Source organism: Streptomyces lancefieldiae, from assembly GCF_031845825.1.
In the GTDB taxonomy this organism is placed as follows: domain Bacteria; phylum Actinomycetota; class Actinomycetes; order Streptomycetales; family Streptomycetaceae; genus Streptomyces; species Streptomyces lancefieldiae.
Genome location: NZ_JAVRFH010000009.1, coordinates 61,261 through 81,095 on the forward strand (window position 1 = coordinate 61,261; position 19,835 = coordinate 81,095).

At 72.3% G+C, this 19,835-nt stretch carries 16 protein-coding genes and 1 pseudogene; 10 read left to right on the top strand and 7 right to left on the bottom strand.

Translation table 11 applies throughout. The annotated features are described in order from the left end of the window. Nucleotides 1–207 precede the first annotated feature (207 nt). Nucleotides 208–807 carry a class I SAM-dependent methyltransferase gene (locus RM812_RS11490; protein WP_311572360.1) on the top strand — a complete coding sequence of 200 codons (600 nt, stop codon included), beginning with the start codon at nucleotides 208–210 and terminating at the stop codon, nucleotides 805–807. Nucleotides 808–811: 4 nt separating this feature from the next. On the opposite strand, the gene RM812_RS11495 is transcribed toward RM812_RS11490, so the two are convergent. Next, entirely contained in the window at nucleotides 812–1,567 is a 756-nt protein-coding gene (locus RM812_RS11495) for an alpha/beta fold hydrolase (protein WP_311572361.1), read from the bottom strand. 141 nt (nucleotides 1,568–1,708) lie between these two features. Between RM812_RS11495 and RM812_RS11500 the strand changes: the two genes are divergently transcribed. Continuing rightward, nucleotides 1,709–2,233: a PadR family transcriptional regulator gene (locus RM812_RS11500; RefSeq protein WP_311572362.1), complete on the top strand. Its 525-nt coding sequence runs from the start codon at nucleotides 1,709–1,711 to the stop codon at nucleotides 2,231–2,233. Here RM812_RS11500 and RM812_RS11505 read toward each other — a convergent pair. After that, the gene (locus RM812_RS11505; protein ID WP_311572363.1) at nucleotides 2,219–3,115 is read right to left on the bottom strand and encodes an oxygenase MpaB family protein; all 897 of its coding nucleotides are present in this window, start codon (nucleotides 3,113–3,115) and stop codon (nucleotides 2,219–2,221) included. The genes RM812_RS11500 and RM812_RS11505 overlap by 15 nt on opposite strands. Before the next feature lie 95 nt (nucleotides 3,116–3,210). Here RM812_RS11505 and RM812_RS11510 point away from each other — a divergent pair, with 95 nt between their 5' ends. From RM812_RS11510 to RM812_RS11520, 3 genes and pseudogenes are all read left to right on the top strand, one after another. Continuing rightward, on the top strand, nucleotides 3,211–3,507 hold the full coding sequence (locus RM812_RS11510) for a hypothetical protein (RefSeq protein WP_311572364.1): 297 nt from the start codon (nucleotides 3,211–3,213) through the stop codon (nucleotides 3,505–3,507). A gap of 139 nt (nucleotides 3,508–3,646) precedes the next feature. Continuing rightward, complete coding sequence (locus RM812_RS11515; RefSeq protein ID WP_311572365.1) at nucleotides 3,647–4,555, top strand: hypothetical protein; 909 nt, start codon at nucleotides 3,647–3,649, stop codon at nucleotides 4,553–4,555. Nucleotides 4,556–4,739: 184 nt separating this feature from the next. Next, nucleotides 4,740–6,107: pseudogene (locus tag RM812_RS11520) on the top strand (tannase/feruloyl esterase family alpha/beta hydrolase); the annotation flags it as partial. 24 nt (nucleotides 6,108–6,131) lie between these two features. On the opposite strand, the gene RM812_RS11525 reads toward RM812_RS11520, so the two are convergent. After that, a complete protein-coding gene (locus RM812_RS11525; protein ID WP_311572531.1) occupies nucleotides 6,132–6,314 on the bottom strand; it encodes a hypothetical protein in 183 nt (60 codons plus the stop codon). Nucleotides 6,315–6,535: 221 nt separating this feature from the next. Between RM812_RS11525 and RM812_RS11530 the strand changes: the two genes are divergently transcribed. Both RM812_RS11530 and RM812_RS11535 read left to right on the top strand, forming a co-directional pair. Further along, nucleotides 6,536–9,454, top strand: coding sequence for a DEAD/DEAH box helicase (locus RM812_RS11530; RefSeq protein WP_394816443.1), 2,919 nt, complete (start codon nucleotides 6,536–6,538; stop codon nucleotides 9,452–9,454). Then, entirely contained in the window at nucleotides 9,451–10,719 is a 1,269-nt protein-coding gene (locus RM812_RS11535; RefSeq protein WP_311572367.1) for an SWIM zinc finger family protein, read from the top strand. Before RM812_RS11530 ends, RM812_RS11535 begins: the two co-directional genes overlap by 4 nt. Nucleotides 10,720–10,875: 156 nt before the next feature. On the opposite strand, the gene RM812_RS11540 is transcribed toward RM812_RS11535, so the two are convergent. Both RM812_RS11540 and xylA read right to left on the bottom strand, forming a co-directional pair. Next, entirely contained in the window at nucleotides 10,876–11,328 is a 453-nt protein-coding gene (locus tag RM812_RS11540) for an NUDIX hydrolase (protein ID WP_311572368.1), read from the bottom strand. Nucleotides 11,329–11,427: 99 nt separating this feature from the next. Next, nucleotides 11,428–12,591 (bottom strand): xylose isomerase, encoded by a 1,164-nt coding sequence (xylA, locus tag RM812_RS11545; protein ID WP_311572369.1) that lies wholly within the window; start codon nucleotides 12,589–12,591, stop codon nucleotides 11,428–11,430. Nucleotides 12,592–12,797: 206 nt separating this feature from the next. Between xylA and xylB the strand changes: the two genes are divergently transcribed. After that, the gene (gene xylB, locus RM812_RS11550; RefSeq protein WP_311572370.1) at nucleotides 12,798–14,243 is read left to right on the top strand and encodes a xylulokinase; all 1,446 of its coding nucleotides are present in this window, start codon (nucleotides 12,798–12,800) and stop codon (nucleotides 14,241–14,243) included. 444 nt (nucleotides 14,244–14,687) lie between these two features. After that, a complete protein-coding gene (locus RM812_RS11555) occupies nucleotides 14,688–15,896 on the top strand; it encodes an ROK family transcriptional regulator (RefSeq protein WP_311572371.1) in 1,209 nt (402 codons plus the stop codon). 572 nt (nucleotides 15,897–16,468) lie between these two features. Here RM812_RS11555 and RM812_RS11560 read toward each other — a convergent pair. Next, complete coding sequence (locus RM812_RS11560; protein WP_311572372.1) at nucleotides 16,469–18,133, bottom strand: sulfite oxidase; 1,665 nt, start codon at nucleotides 18,131–18,133, stop codon at nucleotides 16,469–16,471. A gap of 13 nt (nucleotides 18,134–18,146) precedes the next feature. After that, entirely contained in the window at nucleotides 18,147–18,353 is a 207-nt protein-coding gene (locus RM812_RS11565) for a hypothetical protein (RefSeq protein WP_311572373.1), read from the bottom strand. 223 nt (nucleotides 18,354–18,576) lie between these two features. On the opposite strand from RM812_RS11565, the gene RM812_RS11570 reads away from it, so the two are divergent. After that, the gene (locus RM812_RS11570; protein WP_311572374.1) at nucleotides 18,577–19,827 is read left to right on the top strand and encodes a sensor histidine kinase; all 1,251 of its coding nucleotides are present in this window, start codon (nucleotides 18,577–18,579) and stop codon (nucleotides 19,825–19,827) included. The last annotated feature ends 8 nt before the right edge of the window (nucleotides 19,828–19,835 follow it).

The window sequence follows — 19,835 nt, forward strand, 5'->3', positions numbered from 1 at the left end:
ATCAGCCAGTCGCGGCGCGGGCGCCCGGTGGTGGCCCGCGCGCGCACGGTGCGGCACGGTCCGAGGGCCACGCCGGCACAGGCCTTCGCATACGACACCGCGGGAGTCAGCGTTGCTCCACGACCCGGCCGGGCACCGGAACGATCGCGTCAGGTTCGAAGATGCGCGCTGCGGCACTCTCCGTGCCGTTGGGGGATCATGCGGAGCATGAGCGACGACCACACGCACGTCCAGGAGTTCTTCGGCGCCCGCGCCGCCGACTGGGACAGCCGGTTCCCGGACGACGGCCCCGCCTACGCGGCCGCGGTCGCCGAGCTGGGACTGCGGGAGGGGGACCACGTGCTCGACGCGGGCTGCGGCACCGGACGCGCCCTGCCCCCGTTGCGCGCCGCCGTGGGGCCCTCGGGGGTGGTCCTCGGAGCCGATCTGACGCCCGCCATGCTCCAGGCCGCCGTAGATGCCGGGAGGGACCGCGCCGGGCGGTTGCTGCTGACCGACGTCGCCGCGCTGCCACTGCGGTCGGGATCGCTCGACGCGGTGTTCGCGGCGGGCCTCGTCGCGCACCTGCCCGATCCCGCGCGGAACCTGCGGGAGTTGGGGCGCGTCGTGCGTCCCGGCGGTGTGCTGGCGCTGTTCCACCCGATCGGGAGGGCGGCGCTTGCCGCGCGGCAGGGGCGGCGGATCGCGCCGGACGACCTGCGCGCCGAGCCGAACCTCCGGCCGCTGCTGGCCGCTTCCGGATGGCGCATGACGTCGTACGTCGACGAGGACGCCCGCTTCCTGGCGTTGGCGGTCCGCGAGGACTGACCGCTCAGTACCGCCCCGCGACCGCTGCCGCGAACACGTCGGGGCGGTCGAACATGACGTTGTGCCCGGCTCCCGGCACGGTCACCACACGTACACCCGCAGCCTCCAGGTCCTCTCGGCCCGCCAGTTCACCGCTGAGTCCGCCCTGCAGGTACACACGGTCGACCTCAAGCCCCTCGAGGAGGACGCGCATCACGGGCTCCGAGCCCCGGCGCAGCCCGACGGCGGAGCGGTGCAGGGCTCGCGGGTCGGCCAGCCGCATCGTCGCCGCCCACAGGGGGCCGACGTCCGCCAGTACGCGCGCGTGGCCGCCGTTGACGAAATCGTCCTCCTCGTAGGAGGCGATGCCACTGCTGCCGGCGGTCGGCGGCGGGGAGGCGTCGAGGTTGGCCTCCGTCAGGACCAGGCGGGAGACCAGCTCGGGTCGTCGGTGGGCGAGGACGATGGCGACGGCGCCGCCCATACTGTGCGCGACCAGTTCGGCGCCGGTCAGGCCCGCCGCGTCCAGAACTGCGGCCAGGGCGTCGGCATGGTCGTCGAGGGTGTAGCCGAAGTGCTCGGGCCGGTCACTGATGCCGTGGCCGGGCAGGTCGACGAAGAGGCTGCGACGGCCCGCCAGTTCCGGACTCGCCGCGATGTGGGCGTGGTACACGGACGAGATCGACCCAAGCCCGTGCACGTACACCCGCGCGGGTTCCGCCCCTGTGGTCTCCGTCCAGCGGACGCGGCTGCCCTCGCCACCGAACTGGGCCTCTTTCATCTCGTCCTCCTTCCGCCGGGGCACAACGCCTCCGCGACTCCCAGGAGAGTACATCGGACACGAGGTATCGCATGATCGAGGTATCTGGTCGCCGGGGTACCTGATGCCCGATGTACAGCCGTCGTGGGCGAGAATGCGGACATGCTGGAGCTCGCCATCCTCGGATTCCTGTACGACGCCCCCCTGCACGGCTACGAACTGCGCAAGCGCATCACCGCACTCACCGGGCACGTACGGCCCGTCGCCGAGAGCACGCTCTACCCCGCGATCAAGCGTCTCGAGCAGGCGGGCCTCCTCGCGCGCACCACGCAGCCCGGCTCCGTGGCCGCCCCGCGCCACGTCCTGACACTCACCGAGGAGGGCCGAGGGGAGCTGCGCCGACGGCTCGCCGAACCCGCGCGGCATGACATCACCGACGAGAACCGCTGGTTCACGGTCCTCGCCTTTCTCCGGCACCTGGACGACGCCGCAGGCCAGGCCGCCGTACTGCGCCGCCGACTGGCCTTTCTGGAGGAGCCCGCGAGTTTCTTCTACGACGGTGACCGGTCGCTGCGCGCCGAGGAGCTGGACGATCCGTTCCGGCGTGGCCTTCTGACCGTCGCGCGCGCCACCTCCCGGGCCGAACTCAGCTGGCTGAGGGACACGATCCGTTCACTCGACGGCTGACGTGTCGATGTGCCGGACCGGACAGCCCCGTACCCCCGGGGTGGGGCGGGTGCCCAGCTCCGCCAGACGGTAGCCGTTCGGGTAGCCCTTGATCTCCCGGTTCTGCCGGGCGTGGTGCGGGGCGCGCCGCGGTGGCATCAGGCGGACCGCGCGCCCACGCAACCACACCGCGCGGTGCACGGTCGCGCGGACGGCGGCACTCGGCGGGGCGTACCGGAAGGCCCGCAGGAGGGGCTCGTCGAGCAGGGCGAGCGTCCCGGTGCGCAGGAGCGGGGCGAGGGGGCGCGGGTACCAGGAGGTCATGAGGTCGAGTGTGGCGTCGGAGACCCGACGGGCCCCTTCGTCCCAGGCGAAGTTGGCCTCCTCGTAGGCGTCGAGGCAGGCTTCGAACTCCTCGTAGGTCCCGGGGATGTACTTGATGCCCATGTGCCGTCCCAGGGTGCGGTAGTGGACGGCGGAGGCGATGGTCTCGTGGCGCGACATCCTGCGCCATCCGAAGGCGTCGATCCAGCGCTTGGGGATGACGACGAACGTGCACAGGACGTAGCGCATGTCGTCGTTGGTGATGTCGTAGCTGCGGTGCATCTGGTTGATGCGCCGGATGGCCGTACGGCCCTGCTCGCTGCCGAAGCCGTGCTCGACGACGGCGTCGAGCAACAGCGCCGTGTCGTCGTACCGCTTCTGCGGCCGGTCCGTGAACTCCGCGGTCTCGGCCAGCAGTCGGCCGATGCTCGGAACGGCGTAGGTTCGGTAGAGGGCCAGCTCCATGGCGCGGGCGAAGTCCCAGGGGAACTCGTAGGCCGAGGCCAGCCGGTAGATTTCCGAGGCGTCCTCGTACGGGTCCATCCGCCGGATCCGTTCCAGCCGTTCGAAGCGCTTCACCGGTGGCCCCCTTCTGCTGACGAGCCCTCAACTCTACGTTGAGTAGCCTGATGTGCACATTGGACCAGGGCAATCGCCAGGGGAGGGTGGTCAGCTTGTTCGGCAGGATCCGCGAGGCTTGGTACAGATCCCGCGCCGCTCGGCGCACGGAAGGGAAAACGGGAGGGGAGCCGCGCTCGCACAACCTGTTCGAGGCCGCCGCCGCGTACGTCTCGGCTCGTGCGGACGACGATCAGGAACGGATGGACGAGGCGGCGGGCTGGGTGTCGCCGGAGGCCCTGTCGTTCGGGGTGAACGAGCTGGCGTGCCGGGCCGTGATCACACTTGCGCGGGAACGAGACGAGTCTCCGCGGGACGTGGCGCGCGCACTCATGGGGCTGCCCGTGACGTGAGCGGCCCGTCCGGCACGCGTGGTCGATTCGCCCCCGTCCAGCCGGAAAGCTGCAGCTCGGGTGCGTCTGGGAGTCGTGACAAGGCCTTCCCCGTCGCACTAGGGTGCGCGCCATTGGACGAACCGATGGGGAGGCAGGGATGGCCGGGACGGACGAGGACGCCGTCGCCGCCGCGGACGATGCGCTCTACGTGCTCACGGCGGTGCTGCTGACGCCGGCGAAGTTCCCGAGTGTACTGGGCGACGACTACCCGGAGGCATGTGCGGCGCTCGGACTCCCACCACTGGCCGACGGCTACGGGCTGGTTCTCGGTCAGGACGGTGACGGCGCCCGGTGGACCGTCGCCGTCGACGACGTCTCACTCGTCGCCGTCGCCGTGGCGTCCTGGGACTGCGGTATGGAGTACGACCTGTCGCCCGACGAGCGTACGGTCGTCGCCGCGCTGCCCGGCTGGCCCCTCGCGGTCGCCGTGGCGGCCCCCGGCGTACCCGCGCCGCATGATCCCGGCCCCGGGTCCGCCGACCGGCCCGCGTTGTCACCGCCGGACACCACTGTCTGGGGCCCCGCGCAGCGGCGCCTGGGGGCCGACGAGATCGCCCTTCAGTGGGCGCAGTGGCGGGACCAGGTCGACGACGCGAACTTCACGGTGGCGGCCGAGGAGTCGGGGGCGGTGGACGCCCCTGAAGAGGTCTCCGGCGCCGACGAGGGCGTGGCGACCGGTAGCGCGGAACAGGTCGCCGGGACCGGTACCGCGGAGCAGGCCACGTCCGGTTCCTCCGGACGAGGCGATATCCGGCGAGTGCTCGCTGAGGCCCGCGCCTATGTCGACACGCCCCCGCCGCTCGGCCGGGTCCGGTCGTCGTTCGCACCGGGGGACGCGCGGACGCTGCGTGCCGACGGCCCTGGCTGGTCGCTCGTCGCCAGAACCGACGACATCGCCTTCATCCTCCTCGACGAGGAACCCGGTGAGGTGATACCGGTGGGCCGTGGGCCGTCGCTGCCCGGGCTCCTGGAGGCCCTCGACAAGATGGCCGTACGACCGAGCTGACCAGGGAGTGGCGAGCCGGTTCACCACGGGGAGTCGCGAGCCCTGACGCCCGGACTGTCTTCAACCTCCATGTCCGGCTCTTACTCCATATGGGTCACGCCCATGGAAGAGGTGCGGTGTTGGCTCGCACGATGGGTCACCTCTGAGCCCCACCCCCGCTTCCCCCTCGCGCCAGGAGAGCCTGATGCGTCTGCCCCGTGGTGTCACCTTCCTCGCCGCCGTTCTGACGGCGGTCTCGCTCACGGGGCCCGTCCCGGCCGTCGCGACCGACGGGGGCGAACACTGCGTCGGCCAGGAGCACTTACCGGTGCCGGGCGCGGCGCGGCAGCGCACCGCCTGCCTGAACGACCTGACCACCACCGGGCTGGCCGGCACCCGGTACACCGACCTGGCCGACCAGGCGGGACTGACGGCCGGCGGAACCAGCACGCCGTCCGGCGTTCCCGGCATCCAGGTCGACGGGTACTTCCCGGACTCGTCCCACTTCAACGCCACACACGGCTGGCGGCACGACGCGCAGTTCGTGATCCGGCTGCCGGACCGCTGGAACGGCGGCCTCGTCGTGACGGGAGCGCCCGGCACGCGGAGGCAGTACGCCACGGACAAGGCGATCTCCGACCGGGTCCTCGCGCAGGGGTACGCGTACGCCGCGACCGACAAGGGGAACAGCGGACCGGACTTCTACCGGGACGGCAACCGGCCGGGAGACGCGATCGCCGAGTGGAACGCCCGGACCACCCAGCTCACCCGGGCCGCCCGCCAGGTGGCCGCCCGGCGTTACGGACACGCACCGCGCCGCACGTACATCACCGGCGTCTCCAACGGCGGCTACCTCACCCGCTGGCAGTTGGAGAACCACCCGGAACTGTACGACGGCGGCGTGGACTGGGAGGGTGCGCTGTGGACCACGAAGGACCCCGGTCTCTTCACGACACTGCCGGTCGCGGTGGCCCGGATGTTCGGCGCGGCACGGGACGAGGATTTGTACGCCGCGGGCTTCGCACGCGGCTCCGAGTTCCTGTGGCCGTACCACGAGAAGGCCTACTGGGGCGTGACGCAGAAGATCTACCGGGCCGAGTTCGACCCGGCCCGTGATCCGCGCTGCCCGGGACCGACCGCCGGGTCGTTGCCGGAGGAGATCCTGGCGCCGTGTTCGTCCGATGCGGGGTACGACTACGCGGCACGTCCCGTCTCCGTCCACCGCGCGGTGGCCCGGGTGGCCCTGACCGGACGCATCGGCAAGCCGTTGATCACGCTGCACGGCGATCTGGACGTGCTACTGCCCAAGACCACCTACTCCGACGTGTACGCACGCCTGATCGACGGGAGCGGGCGAGGCGAACTGCACCGCTACTACACGATCCGGGGCGGCACCCACGTCGACGGGCTGTACGACACGTATCCCGACAGGCTCCGGCCGATCCTGCCCTGCTTCCGGTCGGCGTTCGACGCGCTGACCGAGTGGGTGGAGCGCGGCACCCCACCGCCCGCGGACCACACGGTCGACAGGCCCACGGACGGTGACGTGGTCAACTCCTGTGCCCTGGCCGAGACGGACGCGGCGCGGCGTCAGCACTCAGCGGCCGAGCTCCTTCCGCGTGACGCGGCGCAGCCTGCGCCGCTGCGAGGGGTCCAGGGTCAGGTACGCGGCGGCCGGTACTCCCAGAACTATCAGCAGGGCAGCCCACCAGGGCAGCCAGATCAGCAGGATGAGCCCGGCCGCCAAACCCCCTGCTGCGATCTTGGCGTTCTTCGACATGGTGTCGCCTCCTTCGCGGCCACTGCCGCTCTCTGTCCTGAAAACGGGTCCCAGCTCCCAGCGGTTCCGTATCGCGACCCTGACACGTCCCTGAGACGTCCCTGAGGCCGTACCCTCACGGGCCCCGAAGAGCCCGTCGGCGAGCCGTCCGGGGAGTGCGTCCAGTCATCTGCATGGTGACCCAAGCCACGGCCCGGCCACACCTCGCGGTCCCATGGATCATGTATCATCAGCGATCGCGTCCCCCGGTAGTCAAATTTGAGGAATACGTCATCGCTGCGCAGACCCATCTCCCGCCGACGCCCTCCGAGATCTCCGAACTGGCCCGCCACTGTGTCGTATTCGTCCCCGCGGACCCGGCCCGTGCCGGCCGTGTCGCCTTCTGGCGGTCCGACGGTGAGGCCCCTCGGGCCGTCTCGTCGGGGTCCGTGGAGGATCTGACGGTCGTACTGCCCGAGGGCGACGGTGTGAGCCGGGTGAGCGTGCCGGCGGTCCTGCTGCCGGTGCGGGCGGCCCTGCCGGTCCTCACCCGCGCGCGTGTTCACTCGGACGGCCACCGGGCCGCCGTGTTCTGGGGCGCGGTCGTCGTCGAGGCCCTGCACCTCGTGGCGCGCGGGCTGTTGCTGCCCGGCCTGTCCGCGACCGACCACGACGCGTGGCGCACGGGTCCGCTGCGCGCGGAGGACACCGAGCGGGTCCGCCACCTCGCCGCCGCGATGCCTCCGGAGGCGCACGCCGTCCCGGTCGACGACGGCGAGCCCCTGCGGCTGTCCGACCCGGAGCGGCTGGTGCGTGGCTTCCTGGACGCCGTCGCCGACACACTGCCCCGCTCCCCCGCGGCCGAGCTCGTGACGGCCGGGCCGGCCTACGCGTCGCGGAAGCCGCAGCGGGTGCCCGAGCTGCGCACGTGGGCCGCCGATGTCGCCGCGGGACATGACGCGGGCGTACGGCTGTCACTGCGCGTCGAGGTGCGGGGCCTGTCGGCCACCCCCCGGGCGGACAGTCCGCCGGCGTTCCGGGCCGTGCTCCAGGTGCACAGTGTGAGCGATCCCGCGCTCGTGGCGGACACCGCCGAGGTGTGGGCCGGCACCATGGACGACTCGTTCGGCACGCGCGCGCGGATGGACGCCCTGCTCGCGCTCCGCCGTGCGGCGCGGGCCTGGCCGGCGCTCGCACCGTTGCTGTCGGCCGCCGTGCCGGACGCCGTCGAGCTCGCCGACGAAGAGGTCACCGAACTCCTCGGTGCGGGCGCCCGGGCGCTCGCCGGCGCGGGAGTCGACGTGCACTGGCCACGGGAACTCTCCCGTGACCTCACCGCCCGCGCGGAGGTCGGACCGCCCGGCGACGAGTCGGTGCCACGCACGGGCTCCTCGGACACCGGCCCGTCGTTCCTGTCCGCCGACGCGCTGCTCGCCTTCAACTGGTCGTTCGCCCTGGGCGAGGAACGGCTCACGCGTGAGGAGCTGAATGTACTCGCCGAGGCCGGCCGCCCCGTGGTGCGGCTGCGCGACCAATGGGTTCTCGTCGACCCCGAGCAGGCCCACCGCGCGCGCACCCGGCAGGACCACAAGGTCACGCCCGTCGACGCGCTCGCCGCGGCCCTGACGGGCTCGACGGAGGTCGACGGGCGCCATGTGGAGGTGCGCCCCACGGGATGGCTGGCCACCCTGCGGGACCGGCTCGCCGATCCCGAGGCGCAGGACGCCGTGGCACAGCCCGCCGCCCTCGATGCCACGCTGCGCGACTACCAGCGACGCGGCCTCGGCTGGCTGGCCCACATGACGTCGTTGGGCCTGGGCTGCTGTCTCGCCGACGACATGGGTCTGGGCAAGACCATCACCCTGATCGCCCTCCACCTGCACCGGCAGACGGACGCGTCCGCCGCCGGACCCACCCTGGTGGTCTGCCCGACCTCACTCATGGGCAACTGGCAGCGGGAGGTCGAGCGGTTCGCGCCCGGCACGCCCGTACGCCGGTTCCACGGCGCACGACGCGACCTGGAGGACCTCGCGGACGGCGAGTTCGTACTCACCACCTACGGGACGATGCGCCTGGACACCGAACGGCTCGCCTCAGTGCCGTGGGGCATGGTCGTGGCGGACGAGGCCCAGCACGTGAAGAACCCCTACTCGGAAACCGCGCGGCGACTGCGCTCCATCGGCGCACGCGCGCGCGTGGCGCTCACGGGCACTCCGGTGGAGAACAACCTCTCGGAGCTGTGGGCCGTCCTCGACTGGACCACCCCGGGGCTGCTGGGCGGGCTCGGTACCTTCCGCCGGCGCTACGCACAGGCCGTCGAGGGCGGTCAGGACCCGGCGGCGGCGGAGCGGCTGGCGCGACTCGTGCGGCCGTTTCTGCTGCGCCGCCGCAAGTCGGACCCCGGGATCGCGCCCGAGCTGCCACCGAAGACCGAGACCGACCATCCCGTGTCGCTGACCGCGGAACAGACGGGTCTGTACGAGGCGGTGGTGCGCGAGGCGCTCGCGGAGATCTCCGGGGCCGACAGTATGACGCGACGCGGCATGATCGTGAGACTGCTGACCAGCCTCAAGCAGGTCTGCAACCACCCGGCGCAGTTCCTCAAGGAGGACCGGCCGACGATCACGGGCCGCTCGGGCAAGCTGGAGCTGCTGGACGAACTGCTCGACACGATCCTCGCCGAGGAGGCGAGCGTGCTGGTCTTCACGCAGTACGTGCAGATGGCACGCCTCCTCGAAGAACACCTGGCCGCCCGCGGCGTGGCCTCGCTGTTCCTGCACGGCGGAACGTCCGTCACGGCGCGGGAGTCGTTGGTGCGGCGGTTCCAGGACGGTGAGGTTCCGGTCTTCCTGCTGTCGCTGAAGGCAGCGGGCACCGGACTGAACCTCACGCGCGCGGAGCACGTCGTGCACTACGACCGCTGGTGGAATCCCGCCGTCGAGGCGCAGGCCACCGACCGCGCCTACCGCATCGGCCAGACCCGTCCCGTGCAGGTGCACCGGCTGATCGCCGAGGGAACCATCGAGGACCGCATCGCCGCCCTGCTGAACCGCAAGCGGGAACTGGCCGACGCGGTGCTGGGAACAGGCGAGTCGGCGCTCACGGAGCTGACGGACGACGAACTGGCCGATCTGGTCGAGTTGCGAGGGGGTACCCGATGACCCGGTACGGCGGGGACGCGGAACGGACGTTCGCCGCACTGCCGCCCGCGCCGGGGCGGGGCTTCGCGCAGACCTGGTGGGGCATGGCATGGCTGAAGGCGCTGGAGGACGCGGCGATGGACGCGGGGCAGGTGAAGACGGGACGCAGGCTCGCGCGCGCGGGAGCGGTCGGCGCGGTGTCGGTACGGCCCGGGCGCATCACCGCGGTCGTCCAGGACCGGGACCGCACGGCGCACCGGGCCGACGTGCTGTGGGAGAAGCTGTCGGATGCCCAGTGGGACCGTTTCGTCGACATGGCGGTCGAGCGGTCCGGGCACGTCGCGGCCCTGCTGGACCGCGACATGCCGCCGCACCTGGTGGAGGACGCCGCGGCCGCCGGCATCGACCTGCTGCCGGGCCTGGGCGATCTGGAACCGGAGTGCGACTGCGGTGCCTGGGACCACTGCGGGCACACCGCGGCGCTCTGCTACCAGGTGGCCAGGCTGCTGGACCAGGATCCGTTCGTCCTGCTGCTGATGCGGGGACGTGAGGAGAGCGCCGTACTCGACGCGCTCCAGGCGCACGGGGGCGCGTCCGCCGAGGAGACCTCCTCCCGTCCGGAGGATGTGGAGGCCGCGGAGGCGTACGCGGCGGGGCACGTGCTCCCTCCGCTGCCCGCCCTGCCGGTACTCCAGGAGGGGCCGGGTCTGCCGCCGTCCCTGGACACCGAGAAGGCACCCCCGGCCGGTGTCGCCCCGGCCGCCCTGTCGTTCCTGGCCTCTCAGGCCGCGACGGAGGCACACCGTCTGCTCGCGGAGGCCCTGCGGACCGGGCACGGCCGGCAGCCCGTGGGCCCGGAGCCGACCGCCTCGCAGGACGCGGTACGGCTGGCCGCGGGTGATCCCGACCCGGCCGTGCTGCACCGTCTCGGCGACGGCTCGGAGCGCACCCGGGAGACGCTGGCCGTCGCCGTGCGCGCGTGGCGGCTCGGGGGCGGTGCCGCTCTTTCCGTGCTGGAGGAGGAGTGGACGGTGGACGGCGACGCGCTCGCACGCGCGCGTGCGGCACTGGAGTCGGCCTGGGACGAGGACGAACGGCCGTCGCTCCGGCCCCGCGCCAACCGGTGGACCGTCGTCGGCGCGCCGTACCAGCTCCGGCTGGACCGAGACGGCCGTTGGTGGCCGTACCGCAAGGAGCGCGGTCGTTGGACCCCCGCGGGCGGCGCGTCGCAGGACCCGGCGACCGCCCTGGCCTCGGCGGCACTCACGGCCGGGGACGAACCCTGATCCATCCCCGGCGACCGCGGCCGGCACTGCCGATGCGGGAACCGGCGGGGGCGGGGAGGACGAGCGGTGTTCCGCGCACCGCCGTCCCACCGGGTCCGCCCCGGGCCCCCGGTGGGCGAGTGTTGACTGCCGGACACGTGGCCGCCCGGCGGCGTCCTACAGTGCCATGGAGCCGCGCTGCCGCAGCATGGGGAGGAGGTGGTCCGTGACCGCCGGTGCGAGCCGGACGTCGCGTTCGTGTCCGGAGATCCACTGCATGTCGGCCAGCTCCGCCGCGGGCCGGGGCAGTCGGTCGATCCGGGCCTCGAAGAGCGTCAGGTGCATGGGCACCTTCTCCAGGGCCGCCACCGACTCGACCCGGGCGAGCAGCCGGGGCTCCCGGGGCTCGACGCCCAATTCCTCGTCCAGCTCACGGCACAGGGCCTGCAACGGCTCCTCGCCCGGGTCGGGCTTGCCGCCGGGCAGGTAGAAGACCTCCGGGGCGGCCTGCTTGCTCACGACCAGCAGACGTCCGTGCTGAACGATCGCCGCCGCCACGACGGCCAGTGGCTCTTGTGGCTCTTCCCCGCCGGAGGCCCGGTCGACCTGTGTTGCGCGCTCTTGGCTCATGTGGGCCATCCTCCCAGGGGGCCGAACGGGCTCCGGCCCCCTCCGGGCAACGTGAATCGGAGGGGGCCGGAGCGTTCACTCAGTGGTGGTGCGGTGGGGTCAGCCGGCGCCGAGGAGGTGGTCCATGGCGAGCTGGTCGAGGTGTTCGAAGCCCATGCCGCGGGCGGCGGCCTCGTCCACGTCGAAGGTGTCGTAGGCGGTCCGGTCGGCCAGCAGGCCCGCGAGACCGTCCTCGGCGGTCGGACGGGCCAGCTCGTCCAGCCGGGCCGCGGCCAGGGCCTCCTGCACCCGCGGGTCCGCCCGGAACGCAGCCGCCCGCTCCTTGAGGATCAGGTAGTTGCGCATGCAGCCGGCCGCCGAGGCCCACACCCCGTCCAGGTCCTCGGTCCGCGGCGGCTTGAAGTCGAAGTGCCGCGGACCCGCGTACCCGGCCCTCTCCAGCAGGTCGACGAGCCAGAACGCGGCTCGCAGGTCGCCCGCGCCGAAGCGCAGGTCCTGGTCGTACTTGATGCCCGACTGGCCGTTGAGGTCGATGTGGAACAGCTTGCCCGCCCACAGGGCCTGCGCGATCCCGTGGGGGAAGTTCAGCCCTGCCATCTGCTCGTGGCCGACCTCCGGGTTCACGCCGTACAGCTCCGGCCGCTCGAGCCGCTCGATGAACGCCAGCGCGTGCCCCACCGTCGGCAGCAGGATGTCGCCGCGCGGCTCGTTCGGCTTCGGCTCGATCGCGAACTTCAGGTCGTAGCCCTGCTCGGTGACGTACTCGCCCAGCAGGTCGAAGGCCTCCTTCATGCGGTCCAGCGCGTCCCGCACGTCCTTGGCCGCACCGGACTCCGCGCCCTCCCGGCCGCCCCAGGCGACGTAGACGCTCGCGCCCAGCTCGGCCGCGAGGTCGATGTTGCGGATCGTCTTGCGCAGCGCGTACCGGCGCACGTCCCGGTCGTTCGCCGTGAAGGCGCCGTCCTTGAACACCGGATGCGTGAACAGGTTCGTCGTCGCCATCGGCACCTTCATGCCGGTCGCGTCCAACGCCTGCCGGAACCGCTTGATGTGCGCCTCCCGCTCCGTGTCGCTCGACCCGAAGGGGATCAGGTCGTCGTCGTGGAACGTGACGCCGTACGCACCCAGCTCGGCCAGGCGCTGCACCGACTCCACAGGGTCCAACGCCCGCCGGGTGGCATCACCGAACGGGTCACGGCCCTGCCAGCCGACCGTCCACAAACCGAACGTGAACCTGTCCTCGGGAGTGGGCTGGTAGTTCATTCCGCGGCTCCTCACTCGCTGCCGATCAATCGCTGCCGACTATTTCGTCATGGCGCTTTACAAATTAGTATGCACACACGGTCCTGGGAAGGGACAAGGTGTCCCCGAAGGAGTGACGTCCGCGTCACACAGGCCCGCGGAACCATAAAACCCCTGGTCAATCCAGTCATATCCCCGCAGAGAGCCGCGGAAGAGGGAGAAGCCCGATGTCAGCAGCCGAGGGTCCGCTCGTCGTCGGCGTGGACACGTCCACCCAGTCCACCAAGGCGCTGGTCGTCGACGCGGCCACCGGCCGGGTCGTCGCGAGCGGCCAGGCACCCCACACCGTGTCCTCCGGAGCCGGCCGCGAGAGTGACCCGCGCCAGTGGTGGGACGCGCTGGTCGACGCCCTGAACCAGTGCGGTGACGCGGCGCGCGAGGCCGCCGCGGTGTCGATCGGCGGGCAGCAGCACGGACTGGTCACGCTGGACGCCCAGGGCGACCCGGTGCGCCCGGCCCTCCTGTGGAACGACGTGCGCTCGGCGCCGCAGGCCCGCCGTCTGATCGATGAGCTGGGCGGGCCCAAGACCTGGGCGGAGCGCACGGGCCTCGTGCCGAGCGCCTCCTTCACGGTCACCAAGTGGGCGTGGCTGGCCGAGCACGAGCCGGACGCGGCCCGCGCGGCGAGGGCCGTACGCCTCCCCCACGACTACCTCACCGAGCGGCTCACCGGTGAGGGGACCACCGACCGCGGCGACGCGTCCGGCACCGGCTGGTGGGCGTCCGGCACGGAGGCGTACGACGAGGAGATCCTCGCGCGCGTGGGCCTCGATCCCGCGTTGCTGCCCCGGGTGGTCCGGCCCGGCGAGGTGGCCGGCACCGTGCGCGACAGCCACGACCTGCCGTTCTCCAAGGGAACCCTGGTCGCCGCCGGCACCGGCGACAACGCGGCCGCCGCGCTGGGCCTCGGACTGCGTCCCGGCTCGCCGGTGATGAGCCTGGGCACGTCCGGCACTGTGTACGCCGTGTCGCAGCGTCGGCCCGCCGACCCGACCGGCACCGTGGCGGGCTTCGCCGACGCACGCGGCGACTGGCTGCCGCTGGCCTGCACCCTCAACTGCACGCTCGCCGTCGACCGCGTCGCGGCCCTGCTGGGCCTGGACCGGGAGGCCGTCGAACCAGGCACCGACGTCACGCTCCTGCCCTACCTGGACGGTGAACGCACACCGAACCTGCCGCACTCCTCCGGCCTGCTGTACGGACTGCGCCACGACACGACCGCGGGCCAGCTGCTCCAGGCCGCGTACGACGGCGCCGTCCACTCGTTGCTCGGCGCACTCGACCTGGTCCTCGACGCCGACGCGGACCCGTCCGCGCCCCTGCTGCTGATCGGCGGCGGGGCACGCGGTACGGCGTGGCAGCAGACCGTACGACGGCTTTCGGGGCGTCCTGTCCAGATCCCCGAGGCCAGGGAACTGGTCGCGCTCGGCGCCGCAGCGCAGGCGGCCGGCCTGCTGACCGGCGAGGACGCGGCTGCGGTCGCGCGGCGTTGGGACACGGCCGCCGGGCCTGTGCTCGACGCCGTGGAACGGGACGAGGCGACGCTGACGCGGATCACCGGGGTACTCTCCGACGCGGCACCGTTGCTGGAGCGGAACGCGGACTCCCGCTGAGGACGCGCCCGCGCGGGCGACACCGCCGGGGCACCGTCACGGACGTTCCCACTGGACGTCACCGAAGTGCGCCGTCGCCGATGCCTACCGTCACGGGTCGTTCCTGCGGGACGCGGCAGGCACGGGATCGTCGGAGGCACGTGGGCGTGACCCACCGACGTGCGCACCGTCGAGGGCGTCTTGGAGGACGTGGTCCGGCATTCGTCGTCGGACCGCGTCCGCACGGACGCCGCGCGACGGAGCGCACGTCGGCGGGTGCCTCACGGATGCCGGGGGGGCAGGTCGCCGAGGACCGTCCCCCACGGCTGTCCCGGCCTACCGCGGGGCGGCCTTCCTCGGTGTCCGTCCGTCGGACACCGGCGGACGCGTCCACCGGACTCGCGCCGGGGGCCGACCGTGAACTGACGGAGGAACGACGGAGAACGACGGAGGAATGACGGAGGAATGACCGCACCGTCGCACGAAGCCCACCCGGTCCGCGCCGGGCGCGCTCTGCCGGACACCCAGCAGGGCATGCGCCGCCGCAACCTGGCCCGGGTGATGCACACCGTCAGCGCAGAAGGTCCGCTGTCCCGGGCCGCCGTCGCCTCACGGATCGGGCTGACGCGGGCCGCGGTGTCGACCCTCGTGGACGAGCTCATCCGCTCGGGCCTGCTGGAGGAGCTCGGCCCGGAGCGTCCCGGCCGGGTGGGCCGGCCCGGGTCGGCGCTCGCCGTGAGCGCGCGGGGCCCGGCGGGCATCGGAGCGGAGGTCGGCGTCGACCACCTCGCGGTCTGCGCGGTCGATCTGCGCGGCCAGGTGCGGTCGCGTGTCGTGCGGTACGGCAGCAACCGGGGCCGCTCACTGGAGCCGGTGATCGAGCAGCTCACCGGCCTGGTGCAGCAGGTCGTCTCCGAGTCGGAGGCCGAGGGCCTGTGGCCGGCCGGGCTCGCGGTGGCCGTCCCGGGTCTCGTGGCCCGGGACGCCCGGACGGTCGTACGCGCCCCGAACCTCGACTGGCACGACGCGGACCTCGGCGCGCTGCTGCCCGCGGACCTGCCGCTGACCGTGGACAACGAGGCCAACTTCGGTGCCCTCGCCGAGCTCTGGCTCGGTGACGGCACCCCTCGCGACTTCCTGCACGTCTCGGCGGAGATCGGCATCGGTGCGGCCGTGGTCGTCGACGGGCGGCTGTTGCGCGGAACCCGCGGATTCGCCGGCGAGCTGGGTCATGTGCCGGTCCACCCCGACGGGCCGGAGTGCGCCTGCGGAGGGCGAGGCTGCCTGGAGCAGTACGCCGGTGAGAAGGCGGTACTGCGCGCGGCCGGCGTGGCGCCGGGCGAGGATCGCGTCGGGCTCCTCGCGGGGCGTGCCGCGGAGGGCGACGAGGCAGTCCGGCAGGCCCTGCGCGAGGCGGGGACCGCGCTCGGCATCGCACTCACCGGGGCGGTCAACCTGCTCGATCCGCAGAGCGTGGTCCTGGGCGGAGCACTGGCCGGACTCGCACCGTGGTTGCTGCCGTCACTGCGGGACGAACTCGCCCGGCGCACGGCAGGCCCGGCCTGCCCGGTCTCCGTGTCGGAGCTGGGTCCGCGAGGACCGCTGCTCGGTGCCGCGCACGCGGTGGTGCGGGCCGTGCTGGACGATCCGGCGGTGGTGGCGGAGCGGACCTGAGCCCGTGCCGGCGGTGGTCGCGGACTCCGGTCCGCGCCCGCGTCGACGGTGGTCGCGAACTCCGATCCGCGCCCAAGCCGACGGTGGTCGCGAACTCCGATCCGCGCCCGGTCGGCGAAGGTGGCGGACTCGAACCCGCACCCGAGCCAGCCATGCTCGCCGGACCGATACACAAGCCGAAGAGTGCCCTGCTCACGGGAACGAAGCCTGTGTGGCCGCCACCCGCCCGCGATCCTTCCTGCCTCGTCGGCCGACCGCGCTGTGACGACGCAGGTTAGTTGGCAAAACTGTCAGCTTGCTGCCCCTGGTCAGTGGCTTGTGACGCCTCGTAGTTGGCAAGAATGACGCAGGTTGGTTGGCAACTGATGGTCACACCGTGTGACCTACCTGTGGGCGAATGAGTGTGGTCCAGCAGGAGGTCGTGGAGGTCCCCGCAGACGCGCTTGTGCGCTGGATTGTGGCCATGGAAGAGGAGACGATCGAGGCGTCGAGCACGCCGACCGCCTTCATCGGCAGTGTTTGCAGGTCAGGCACCATTCTCTCTCGGTGGGAAGTCCGGTCCGGGGAAGTGCTCAGGTAACCGTGACCTTGATCGTGTGCCAGCCGGTCGCGCCGTCGGGCAGCGGCTCGTGCACCTGTTCGGTCTGCACCTGGCCGGTGTCGTCGGTGGCGCGTACTTGCAGCCGGTGCTTGCCCGGCGTCGCTTGCCACGTCCAGCTCCACTGCCGCCACGTGTCCACCGAAGGCACTGCCGCGAGCTGGGCCTGCTGCCATGGGCCGTCGTCCACGCGCACCTCTACCGCGGACACCCCGCGCTGCTGGGCCCAGGCCACCCCTGCCACCATCACCAGTCCGGATTCCAGGCGCTTGCCCGCAGTCGGTGTGTCGATCCGTGACTGTGTCTTCACCGGGGCCAGCGCCGCGTAGTCGCGTCGTACCCAGTAGGCGCTGAAGTCCGAGAACCGGGTCAGCTCCAGCTCCGTCAACCACTTCGTCGCCGACACGTATCCGTACAGGCCGGGTACGACCATCCGGACCGGGAAGCCGTGCTCGACGGGCAGCGGCTCGCCGTTCATCCCGACCGCCAGCAACGCGTCCCGTCCGTCACGCAACGCTGCCGTCGGTGTGCCGGCCGTGTAGCCGTCCACGGAGCGGCTCACTACCTGGTCCGCGCCTTCTTCGGGCCCGGCTTCCTCCAGCAGTTCCCTGATCAGTACCCCTAGCCACCGGGCGTTGCCGACCAGTTCGCCGCCGACCTCGTTGGACACACACGACAGGGTGATGTGGCGCTCCACCATCGGCCGTGCCAGCAGCTGCTCGTAGGTCAGGGTCAGGGGCTGTTTCACCCGGCCGTGGATGCGCAGCTGCCAGTCCTTCGGTTCCATCTGCGGCACGGTCAGCGCGGTGTCGATCCGGTAGAAGTCCGCGTTCCTCGTCACGAACGGTGCGACTCCGGGCACGCCGGCGGAGACCCGGGCGGGCAAGGGTGCGGCCGGGCTCGACGGGGGCGGAAGCACCACCGCGGCCCGGGCCGCGGCCACCCGCTGTGCCCAGAGCCGGCGACCGCCCGGCACGGCGACCATGGCCGCGCCGATCGACCCGGCCGCCAGGACGAGGAAGCGCCTGCGGCTGCGTGTGCCGTCCACTGCCGGTACGCGGGTATACGGCGACGGCGCATTGGCGCCTTGCCCGGGGGCGGTGGCTTCATGCGCCGCCACGTCCAAACCCGGGCCTTCGCTGTCCCCTACCGCCTGTGCCGGGCTTGCCGCTGGGCGCGGCAGGGTGCGGTGCAGCAGGACCAGGAGGCCGGCGGCGGTCAGCGCACCGGCCACGGATGGCAGGGGGTACGCCCAGGTGGCGCCGGCGCGGGTGGCCGAGGCGAGTACGCCGATCGCCCCGAACATGGCGACGCCGGCCAGCCCGTAGGGGAGCCGGCGCATGGCCAGCACACCGATGAACGCGGCGAAGGCCGCCAGCACGAGGACGATCCCGGCCTGCAGGGCCAGCTTGTCGTAGGTGTAGAACACCGTGACCGCGAACTCCTTGACCGCAGTCGGCGCCGCGTCCACAGCCACGCCCCCTACGGCCACGAGGGGTGCGGAGGGCCCGCCCGTCGCGGCGGCCACCAGCTCGCCGACGCCCAGGGCGAGTGCGGTGGCCGCAAGGCCGGCCAGTTCGCCGTACCACAGTTTGGGCGGCTTGCCCGTGACCGGCCGGTCTGCCGTCTGAGTCTTCATCCCCGGTCGGCGCTTACCGGCGGCGGGTCCGGCGCAGCCGGGCGAGTCCGACGCCCAGCAGGACCAGGCCGATGACCGCCACGATCGGACCGATGACCGCCCACAACGTCACGCCGCTCATCGCCGAGCCCCGCATGACATCGAGCCCCTGCAAGGTCCAGGTCCCGCCGCCATAGACCAGCAGTGCCCCGAAAGCGACCATGAGCCAGTTCTTCTTCATGCCATACCTCCCAGTGCGAAGCCGTAGTGCCCGCCCCCTGAGCATGGCGGGGGGAAGGCCGCGGCCGCGCCAACAGGTGAGTGGACTCCCGTTGTCCACCGATCGACGTACGCCCGGGTCCACCGGTACGTGGACGCCCCTCACCACCGAACCCAGGCATCCTGGACATCGGGCATCCGTAGACTCGGGCCCGAATCCCGGCGGGCGGGCGAAAGGACGGGGCGTGGCAGGACGCGGCACCGTCGACTTCGGATACCGCTACCGCGCCGGATGGCACGTCCTCGTCGGCGCCGTCGCGATCCCGCTCGCCGTCGCCATCGCGGCCGACGTCACCCTGGCACTCGGACAGCGCCTGCTCGCCCTCAGCACACTGGCCATCATCATCGCGTGGTACGCCGTCGCCGCGCCCCAGGCCATGGAGAACCGCGACGAGCGCTGGGGCACGGCCTACTTCGCCGCCCTGGCGGTTGCGTTCCCGCTGCTGCTCGCCATCGCCCCGATGAGCGGCGTGCTGATGTTCGCGCTCTGCCCGCAGCTGTTCGTGATGATCGCGAGGTGGCGGGTGCGCCTGCCGCTGCTGCTGCTCCTCTACGCCGAACTCGCCTGGGCCATGCTCGCTCCGGTCGGAATCAGCCGCTACACGCTGACGATGGCCGGCGTGACCGTTCTGGTGCCCATGACCGTCACGATCCTCGTCGGCGCCTACCTGACCGGCATCCGCGAGCAGAACCGCAAGCGCGCCGCGTTGATCGAGGAACTGACCCGGACACGGGCCGCGCTGGAACGCGCGGGCCACGAAGCCGGCGTCCACGCGGAACGCGAACGCCTGGCCGCCGAGATCCACGACACCCTGGCACAGGGCTTCACCAGCATCCTCATGCTCACCCAAGCCGCACGCACGACCCTGCTCCGGGACACGACGGCCGCCGACAACCAGCTCGACATCCTGGAGAAGACCGCCCGCGAGAACCTCGCCGAAGCACGCTCGCTGATCGCCGCACGGGTCCCGGCCGACCTGACCGGCCGCAGCCTCGCGGACGCCCTGGACCGCCTCGCCGCCCGCCACACCCGCGACACCGGAACCCACGTCGACGTGTCGATCACCGGCGAGCGAACGGCCGCGCCCACCGGCACCGACATCGCCCTCCTGCGCACCGCCCAGGAGGCCCTGGCCAACATCACCAAGCACGCCGACGCCACGACCGTGCGGATCGAACTGCACCACGACCACGGCTGCACGACCCTGGCCGTGACCGACGACGGCCAGGGCTTCGACCCGGCCACCGTCCAGGGCGGATACGGCCTGGACGGCATCCGCACCCGCGCCACCGCCCTCGACGGAACCTGCACAGTGCGCTCGGCTCCCGGACAGGGCAGCACGGTGCGGGTGGAACTGCCGACAACCCCGGCCGAGCAGGCGACGCGAAGCCCATGCCCTGCGCGCGAACCCCACCCCGCACCCGATGACCACTGAGCAGGCGG

Coding starts and splice junctions, on each gene's coding strand:
- RM812_RS11530 (WP_394816443.1), top strand. CDS start 6,536: ATGTATCATCAGCGATCGCGTCCCCCGGTAGTCAAATTTGAGGAATAC.
- RM812_RS11495 (WP_311572361.1), bottom strand. CDS start 1,567: ATGAAAGAGGCCCAGTTCGGTGGCGAGGGCAGCCGCGTCCGCTGGACG.
- RM812_RS11565 (WP_311572373.1), bottom strand. CDS start 18,353: ATGAAGAAGAACTGGCTCATGGTCGCTTTCGGGGCACTGCTGGTCTAT.
- RM812_RS11500 (WP_311572362.1), top strand. CDS start 1,709: ATGCTGGAGCTCGCCATCCTCGGATTCCTGTACGACGCCCCCCTGCAC.
- RM812_RS11560 (WP_311572372.1), bottom strand. CDS start 18,133: ATGAAGACTCAGACGGCAGACCGGCCGGTCACGGGCAAGCCGCCCAAA.
- RM812_RS11525 (WP_311572531.1), bottom strand. CDS start 6,314: ATGTCGAAGAACGCCAAGATCGCAGCAGGGGGTTTGGCGGCCGGGCTC.
- RM812_RS11555 (WP_311572371.1), top strand. CDS start 14,688: ATGACCGCACCGTCGCACGAAGCCCACCCGGTCCGCGCCGGGCGCGCT.
- RM812_RS11535 (WP_311572367.1), top strand. CDS start 9,451: ATGACCCGGTACGGCGGGGACGCGGAACGGACGTTCGCCGCACTGCCG.
- RM812_RS11540 (WP_311572368.1), bottom strand. CDS start 11,328: ATGAGCCAAGAGCGCGCAACACAGGTCGACCGGGCCTCCGGCGGGGAA.
- RM812_RS11490 (WP_311572360.1), top strand. CDS start 208: ATGAGCGACGACCACACGCACGTCCAGGAGTTCTTCGGCGCCCGCGCC.
- xylA (WP_311572369.1), bottom strand. CDS start 12,591: ATGAACTACCAGCCCACTCCCGAGGACAGGTTCACGTTCGGTTTGTGG.
- RM812_RS11515 (WP_311572365.1), top strand. CDS start 3,647: ATGGCCGGGACGGACGAGGACGCCGTCGCCGCCGCGGACGATGCGCTC.
- xylB (WP_311572370.1), top strand. CDS start 12,798: ATGTCAGCAGCCGAGGGTCCGCTCGTCGTCGGCGTGGACACGTCCACC.